This is a genomic window from Pseudonocardia nigra, from assembly GCF_019396355.1.
GTDB lineage: Bacteria > Actinomycetota > Actinomycetes > Mycobacteriales > Pseudonocardiaceae > Pseudonocardia > Pseudonocardia nigra.
The window spans coordinates 20,245-27,906 of record NZ_JAHKRK010000085.1 but is presented as its reverse complement, the minus strand read 5'-3'; the positions used below and the strand labels follow the sequence as shown (position 1 = coordinate 27,906).

The 7,662-nt window shown below is 74.9% G+C and carries 10 protein-coding genes; 3 read left to right on the top strand and 7 right to left on the bottom strand.

The window, feature by feature from the left end:
- Nucleotides 1–292 precede the first annotated feature (292 nt).
- The 5 genes from KME75_RS20925 to KME75_RS20905 form a co-directional block, all read right to left on the bottom strand.
- Complete coding sequence (locus tag KME75_RS20925) at nt 293–1,798, bottom strand: SulP family inorganic anion transporter (RefSeq protein WP_219416561.1); 1,506 nt, start codon at nt 1,796–1,798, stop codon at nt 293–295.
- 178 nt (nt 1,799–1,976) lie between these two features.
- A complete protein-coding gene (locus KME75_RS20920; protein WP_219416564.1) occupies nt 1,977–2,426 on the bottom strand; it encodes a MerR family transcriptional regulator in 450 nt (149 codons plus the stop codon).
- A gap of 67 nt (nt 2,427–2,493) precedes the next feature.
- Entirely contained in the window at nt 2,494–3,594 is a 1,101-nt protein-coding gene (locus KME75_RS20915; protein WP_219416560.1) for a class I SAM-dependent methyltransferase, read from the bottom strand.
- Nucleotides 3,591–3,866: a hypothetical protein gene (locus tag KME75_RS20910; protein WP_219416559.1), complete on the bottom strand. Its 276-nt coding sequence runs from the start codon at nt 3,864–3,866 to the stop codon at nt 3,591–3,593. The genes KME75_RS20915 and KME75_RS20910 overlap by 4 nt, the downstream gene beginning before the upstream one ends.
- A gap of 150 nt (nt 3,867–4,016) precedes the next feature.
- A complete protein-coding gene (locus tag KME75_RS20905; protein WP_246632510.1) occupies nt 4,017–4,229 on the bottom strand; it encodes an FDXHR family putative zinc-binding protein in 213 nt (70 codons plus the stop codon).
- Between the two features lie 154 nt (nt 4,230–4,383).
- On the opposite strand from KME75_RS20905, the gene KME75_RS20900 reads away from it, so the two are divergent.
- The gene (locus KME75_RS20900; protein ID WP_219416557.1) at nt 4,384–5,073 is read left to right on the top strand and encodes a maleylpyruvate isomerase N-terminal domain-containing protein; all 690 of its coding nucleotides are present in this window, start codon (nt 4,384–4,386) and stop codon (nt 5,071–5,073) included.
- Here the strand turns inward: KME75_RS20900 and KME75_RS20895 are convergent.
- The gene (locus KME75_RS20895; protein WP_219416556.1) at nt 5,048–5,929 is read right to left on the bottom strand and encodes an SCO6745 family protein; all 882 of its coding nucleotides are present in this window, start codon (nt 5,927–5,929) and stop codon (nt 5,048–5,050) included. The two genes, KME75_RS20900 and KME75_RS20895, sit on opposite strands and share 26 nt — an antisense overlap.
- An 85-nt stretch (nt 5,930–6,014) precedes the next feature.
- Between KME75_RS20895 and KME75_RS20890 the strand changes: the two genes are divergently transcribed.
- Both KME75_RS20890 and KME75_RS20885 read left to right on the top strand, forming a co-directional pair.
- A complete protein-coding gene (locus KME75_RS20890; protein WP_219416555.1) occupies nt 6,015–6,746 on the top strand; it encodes an SDR family NAD(P)-dependent oxidoreductase in 732 nt (243 codons plus the stop codon).
- A 65-nt stretch (nt 6,747–6,811) separates the two neighbouring features.
- Entirely contained in the window at nt 6,812–7,312 is a 501-nt protein-coding gene (locus tag KME75_RS20885; RefSeq protein ID WP_219416554.1) for an Rv1733c family protein, read from the top strand.
- A gap of 101 nt (nt 7,313–7,413) precedes the next feature.
- Here the strand turns inward: KME75_RS20885 and KME75_RS20880 are convergent, their stop codons facing one another.
- Nucleotides 7,414–7,620 (bottom strand): hypothetical protein, encoded by a 207-nt coding sequence (locus KME75_RS20880; protein ID WP_219416553.1) that lies wholly within the window; start codon nt 7,618–7,620, stop codon nt 7,414–7,416.
- Nucleotides 7,621–7,662: the final 42 nt, after the last annotated feature.

The window sequence follows — 7,662 nt, the reverse complement described above, 5'->3', positions numbered from 1 at the left end:
AAGGGCCACCGCGCGGTCGCCACCCGCTACGACAAGCGCGACTACATGTTCCGCGGAACCATCGACGTCGCCTCGATCAGGATCTGGCTCCGCGACCCCGTCCCATGATCCAAGGGACACGCTCTAGGGCGTGTCCGGTGGATCCGGGTCGATGGGCCTGGTGATCCGGATCGTTCCCGGCAAGGCGGAGGCTCGAGCCGTCATACCTGGCGTATCCGGTCGGGCCGACAACGCCGCCAGGGGCGATCTGGGCGCCAGGACCGCGATCAGGGTCCGCCGGACACGCCCTGGCCTAGTGACCGGCGGAGAGGTGCCCCGCCAACGTCGAGTGCCGCTGCTTGCTGTTCTCGTTCATGCCGGTGATGGTCACCGTCGTGCCGCGCACCTCGTACTTCGTGGTGATCGCATCGAGCGCCGCCACGGTCGAGGCGTCCCACACGTGCGCGGCGGAGAGGTCGATGACGACGTCGGCGGGGTCGGCCGCGTAGTCGAACGCGAACACGAGGTCGTTGCTCGAGGCGAAGAACAACTGGCCGCTCACCCGGTAGACCTTCGTCGTCCCGTCCGGGTCGATCACGCTCGTCACCTCGACGAGATGCGCGACCCGGCGCGCGAACAGCACGGTCGCCACGAGCACGCCGACCCCGACCCCGTAGGCCAGGTTGTGGCTGACCACGGTGACGACGACGGTCGCCACCATCACCGTCGTCTCGCTCTTCGGCATCCGCCGCAGCGTTGCAGGCCGGATGCTGTGCCAGTCGAAGGTCCCGACCGACACCATGATCATCACGGCCACGAGCGCGGCCATCGGGATCAGCCCGACCACCTGGCCGAGCGCGACGACCAGGATCAGCAGGAACACCCCGGCGAGGAACGTCGAGGCCCGGGTGCGCGCGCCGCTGGACTTCACGTTGATCATCGTCTGCCCGATCATCGCGCAGCCGCCCATGCCGCCGAAGAAGCCGGTGACGATGTTCGCCACGCCCTGGCCCCACGACTCGCGGCTCTTGTTCGAGTGGGTGTCGGTGATGTCGTCCACGAGCTTCGCGGTCATCAGCGACTCCAGCAGGCCGACCATGGCCAGCGCGAGGGCGAAGGGCGCGATGATCTGCAGCGTCTCGATCGAGAACGGCACGGCCGGGATGCCCAGCACCGGCAGGCTGTCGGGCAGCTCGCCCTGGTCGCCGACGGTCGGCACGATGACGCCCGCGCTCACCGTGAACACGGTGAGCAGCACGATGGCCACGAGCGGCGCCGGGACGGCGGTGGTCAGCCGGGGCAGCCCGACCATCACGGCGAGCCCCACCGCGGCGAGCGCGTAGACGGTCCACGGCACGCCGGACAGGTAGGGCAGCTGCGCGATGAAGATCAGGATCGCGAGCGCGTTGACGAAGCCGACCATCACGCTGCGCGGCAGGAACCGCATCAGCCTGGCGACGCCGGCCACCGCGAGCAGCACCTGCAGCAGACCGCCCAGCACCACGGCCGCGAGCAGGTACTCCACGCCGTGGTCGCGCGCGAGCGGCGCCACGACCAGGGCGATCGCGCCGGTGGCCGCACTGATCATCGCGGGCCGGCCGCCGGTGAAGGCGATCGTCACCGCCATCGTGAACGAGGCGAACAGGCCGACCCTCGGGTCCACCCCCGCGATGATCGAGAAGGCGATCGCCTCCGGGATCAGCGCGAGCGCCACGACGACGCCCGCCAGGGCCTCGGTGCGCAGGACCCGGGGGGACGACCAGGAGGGACGGGTGGGACGGAGGGCAGGGCGGAGCCCGCGCAGCACAGAAGCGGCCATCGTCTCTTTCGCGAAGGAGGGGAGAGGGTGAGCCGCACAGCGCCGGGGCTCGACCGGGGGAATTCTACCCTCACGTAAGGGTGTATCGCTCCAGGTGTGATGATCGGAACAGGAGGGCGACCACCCGGGCGTGGGAGGTCGCCGGGTGCGGGAGCGCCACCCGGACGCCGTCCGTGGGTCAGCTCCGGTCGGCGTCCTGCACGGCGTCGACCACCGTCGCCTGCCGCGGCTCTCCGCGGCGCGACCGCGCGCTCCTCGCCGCCAACGCGCGCAGCTCGCGCGACAGCATCTCCAGCCCCTGGATCTGAGCGCGGAGCGCGCCGACCCGCCCGTCGGCGGCGGCCCGGAACGCGGCGAGCTTGCCGAGGAGGTCGCCGGTGACGGCGCTGTCGCTCCCGTCATCGGCGGCGAGGGCGTCCATCGTGTCGACCAGTTCGCGCATCTGCTCGAGGGTGAGGTCCAGCGGCTTGAGCGTCTTGACCAGCATGAGCCGATCGACGTCGGCCTCGGTGTAGAGCCGGAAGCCACCGGCGGACCGCTCGGAGGGCACGACAAGCCCCACCTCGTCCCAGTGCCGGATCGTGCGCAGCGACAGGCCGACCCGACCGGCGACCTCACCGATCTGCATCACGTGGCCCTACTCCCCTCCCATCGGATCCCTGGGAGCTTAGTGGAGGCAGAGACCGCCACCCGCCTCAGCGATCGTCGCCCGCGGCGATCCACCGCCCACCGGTGGCCTCGACCTGCGGCAGCGCCGCCCGCACCTCGTCGAGCAGGTCGGGCACGAACAGCAGGACGGCGTCCGGCTCGGCGGCCACCAGGTCGGCCGGGGAGATGATCGGGATGTCGGTTCCGGGCATCCGCCCGCCCTGCTTCGCGGGCGAGGCGTCGGCCACGCCGTGGAGCAGGGTGGCGTCGACGCCGGCGAGACACAGCAGCGCGACGGCGCGGGACGCGGCGCTGTAGCCGTGGACCCGCCTGCCCAGGGCCCGCTCCCGCTCGAGCATCTCGCGCAGGCCCGTCGCCGTGCGCCGGACCGACTCCTGCAGGCCGGCCACCACCTCGGGGCGCAGGACGCCTGCCGCCAGCTCGGCGGCGCACAGCGCCTCGACCGACGGGTCCACGGCCCCGTCCCGGGACGCGGTCAGCAGCACGGTGCCGCCGTACAGCGGGAACCGGTGGGCCGTGGTGACCCGCAGCCCGACGCGCCCGAGCATGTCGAGGATCGCGGGCGTGGAGTAGTACGCGTAGTGGCCCAGCCGCAGGGCGTTCCACTGGGCGCCCGTGAGGATCGCCTCGAGCGAGTGGAACTGCAGGACCAGCGTGCCGCCGGGGCGCAGGGACTCGGCCCGCTCCCGGAACGCCGCGAGCTGGTCGGCCGCGTGCATGATCCCGAAGCACCCGTCGACAACGACGTCGGCCGCCGTCCCGGGGGCGGCCGGGGTGAGCCCGTGCTCGGCGAGCAGGTCGAGCCAGGTACCGCCGTGCGGGCTGGGGAACTCGGCCACCGTGCCGTTCGCCGGCAGGGCACCTGCGGCCACCAGCGCGTCGACGGCGGCCCGGCGCTGGGCCGACAGCGCGGCGGGCTCCTGTCCCACCGGCTCCTCTGGCACGTCCGCGTCGTCGGCGAGCTGCGCGAGGCGGCAGTCGGCGCAGAGCCACATCCGCAGGGGAAAGGTGGGATCCGGCCCGGGATCGGCGTGGGCCGGGAAGAGCTCCGACGACGGCTGATGACCGAGGTCGAGGACGACACTGCCCTCGGTCGAGCGGCAGAAGCGGCACGCGCTGGGCGTCAACGGAGCTCCCTCTGGTCGGAGGCTGCAGGACGGACCCGGTGACCGGAGCCGGCGGCTCCGGTCGGGACGGCCGCCGGACGGGGCTCGCCCACCAGCAGCACCGGGCCGACGGCCGATGCGGCCCGGCCGACCGCGAGCTCCTCGACGAGCGGGTCGATGACGACCGACACCGCAGCGGTCCGCCCCGGCGCGGTCAGGACGTACGCCGCGGCCCCTGCGGTGGTGGCCCGGGCGTCGGCCCCTCCGCTGGCGGTCCGGCCGAACGAGGGCACGAGATCGTCTTTCCCGAGACAGGCGGTCGGCCTACCGTAACGAGAGGGTTCGCCCCCGCTGCGAACCGACCCCGCCCCATCCGCGCAGCCCGGGGCGTCCGCGGGGTGCGCGGTCCCGTGGGGAGCGACCGGTCGCCGCGACCACGGACCTCACGCGGGCTCCAACGCGCCGGGCACCCGCAGCCACACACCGTTCTTCGTGCGGCCGAGGCCGAGGCCGCCGGGGTCGAGGCAGGCGCCCGCGTGGCGGTGGGAGTCCCAGAGCACCGCATCGTCGAACACGTGGCCGCACCCGCCGGTGCGCTTGCAGCGATGCGCCCGCTCCTCCCCCACCCACGCGAAACCACAGCACTCGAGCCGCATCACCTGCACGGGCGACACGCTATGGGGTCGGCCCGACAATTCGATCACGGCTCGCCGCTGACGGCCCGCTGACGGGCGGGAGACGTGGGGTCCCTCGGCCCGGGCCTCGCCGCGATGATGCCGGGGACGCGGGCACCGAGCAGAGGAGCAGGGCGTGGACGACTCCACCTTCGATCAGGTCCGCAGTGCGGCGACCGAACAGTTCGCGTTGCTCGCCCGGCGGGTGAGCGCCCTCGACGACGGTGCGCTGGAGCGCCCGACCCGGCTGGACGGCTGGCGGGTGGCCGAGCTCGTGGCGCACCTCGCGCGGAACTGGGATGCGGTGCGCTCGGGCCTGGACAAGCCGGCTCCGGCACAGGCCGAGGTCGGTCTCGTCGAGTACTACGACGGCGCGCAGGCGGTGGCCTCCGCCGTGCGTGCCCGGTCGATCGACGACGCGGCCGCGATCCCCCGCGAGCACCTGCGCCGCCACCTCGCCGCCGTCGTCGACGAGGTCTCCGGGCGGCTGGCGCGCGAGCCGCACGACCGGCTGATCCTGGCCCGGCTCGGCAGCCTGGGCCTGCGCGACTTCCTCGTCACGCGCTGCGTGGAAGGCGTGGTGCACGGCCTGGACCTCGCCGACGCCCTCACAGGCGCGCCGACGGAGTTCGTGCACCCGGCGGCCGCGCACGAGTGCCTGACGCTGCTCGTGGCTCGGCTGCCCGCGCCGGCGGCCGAGCTGCTGCGCGACGGCGCCGCGACGGACGAGGCAGGCACGGCTGCGCTCATCGAGCACCTCACGGGCCGGACACCGCGCGGGTCCCTCGACCCGCGCCTCCTCACGATCCCGCCGGTGCTGCGCTGATCGCCCGCGGCGCCGGCACGCCCATCGCGTTCGGGTAGGGCACCGCCCCGGCCTGCGCGATCGCCGACGCCACCGGCACGAGCCGGGCCGCGACCGCACGCAGCGCGGCGTCGTCCAGCCGGGCGAGGGCCGGGGCGGCGGCGCGGTCGGTCCGCCGCTCGACCTCGGCGCGCACCTCGCGGCCCGCCGGCGTGAGCATGCCGTCGCCGTCGAGCCACCCGCGCCGGCGCAGGGCGGCTGCGGCGCCGGCCCACTCCTGCTCGGTCCACCCGCGGAACTCGCGCTGCTCGGGCACCAGCACGCCGCCCGCCGCCGTCCACACGTTCGCCTGGACGCCGTCCACGCCCTCCGCCACCAACGCGGCGATGTGGCCGTCGCCGCGGTACTCGCGCAGCACCGTCGCCGCGCGCCACAGCGCGCCGAGCGCGTCGGGCCCCTCCGCAAGGGCGGCGGCATGGGCGGCTGCGAGCGGCCTGCCGGCGAGATCGAGCCCATCCGCCGCCGCGGTGAGCGCGTTCGCGGCGGGTGCGACGTCCACACCCGCAAACCGGCCGAGGACCGTGCGCGCGACCTCCGCCCGCGCCGCGAGCACCTCGTGCGGGGCGGCGAGCTCCCACGCCCGCGGCAGCGCCCGCTGGACCATCCGCGGGGCGAACCCGAAGAACAGTGCAGTGGTCACCTGCGGCCCGACCGCCCCGAGGGCGGCCACCCGCGAGGCGAAGTAGCCCATCCAGAAGCCGCGCAGCCCGACGCCGGCGTACGCCGCCTTCGCCTCCGGCGCGAAGTACACGACGGCGTGCACCGCCTCCACCGCCCGCCACAACTGCCGCTCGAGATCGGCGCGATCACTCGTCACGCCCTCGGTGTAGAGCGCGCGCTGACGCGGGTCAACGGCCCCACCCACGGCCCGTCAGCGGGCCGTCAGCACGCAGACTCGCGGGATGGACCGAGGAGTTGTGGTGATCACCGGCGGCAGCCGCGGCATCGGCGCCGCCGTCGCCCGCGGCGCCGTCGAGCGGGGGTACGCGGTGGGTGTCGGGTACGCCCACGACGACGCGGCGGCGGAGCGGCTGCGCGCGGACCTGCCCGGGATCGTGACGGTCCGGGCCGATGTCGCCGAGCCCGCCGCCGTGCGGACCCTGTTCGACACCACGGAGGCCACGCTCGGCCCGGTCACCGCGGTGGTCAACAACGCGGGCGTGACCGGGCCGCTGGGCCCGTTCCGGGACGCGTCGGCCGACACCTTCCGACGGGTCCTCGACGTCAACGTCCTGGGCACGATGCTCTGCGCGCAGGAGGCGGTGCGCCGCTGGGAGGAGCGCGGGACGGCCGGCCGGATGGTGAACGTGTCCTCGGTCGCGGCCACCCTCGGCGCACCCGGCGAGTACGTGCACTATGCGGCGAGCAAGGCGGCGGTGGAGGCGTTCACGGTCGGGCTGGCCAAGGAGGTCGCGCCGCACGGCGTGCGGGTCAACGCGGTCGCGCCCGGCACCGTCCACACCGACATCCACGCCGCCGCCGGCGAGCCGGACCGCCCCGCCCGCGTGGTCGCGCGGGTCCCGATGGGGCGGATCGCCGAGCCGGAGGAGATCGCGGCGGCGGTGCTGTGGCTGCTCTCGGACGAGGCGTCGTACGTCACCGGGGCGGTCCTGCGCGCTTCCGGCGGGGTCTGACGGCTCGCTGACGCCGGCGCGGCCGACCGTTGCCGGGCCACCCGGCCGCGACCGACGCTCACCACATGGGTCGTCGCCCCGCGCTCGCCGTCCTGGCGCTGCTGGTGTCGGTGACCGCCGCGGTCGCCGCCGCCTCGGTGTACCGGGACCGGCTCGAGCCGGGCGGACCGGTGCCCGTGCCGGCCGAGGCCGTCGTCCTGGCCGATGCGCCGCAGGCGTACTCGTCGACCGACACGCTCGTGCCGCCGCGGGTGCCGGCCCTCGCCGCGTGGACCGCACCGGACGGGACCGGCCGGCTGGGCGAGGTCGACGTTCCCGGCGGTACCCGCGCGGGCCGGGAGATCGCGGTCTGGGTCGACGCAGGTGGCGCGGTCGTCGCCCAACCGCCGCACGCGTCCGACGCCGCTGCTGCCGGGCTCGTGGCAGCGGTCGGCGTCCTCGCCGCGGCGACGGCGCTGGTCGCCGTCGTGCGGGCGGGTGTCGAGCGCAGCGCGGGCCGCAGGCTGGACGACGAGTGGGCCGAGGTCGAACCGCAATGGAGCAGACGTGCCCGCCCACCGTCCTGACGGCCCCGACCTCCGGGCGCTGCGCCCCGGGCCGCGCGTCGTGCCACAGCGGGCCGGGCCGACGCGGGTGCGGTCGCCCGGCGGGCGCACGCTGCGCGGGGTCACCACCGCCGATCGAGCTCGGTCGGCTCGCGGTGCGGGCCGTCGATGTGGCGCCGCCACAGGTACTGCTGGGTCTCACCGATCCGGCACAGCACCCGCCAACCCTGTCGTAGTTCCGCGCGCAGGCAACCCGACGGGCCCCGGCTGCCCCCGACGGCCGCGATCACGGCGAGGACCAGCGCGAGATGGACGAGCGTGGCGGTCACACCCCGCACGTTGTCGTGGCGGCGGCCGCCCCGACAACCGGC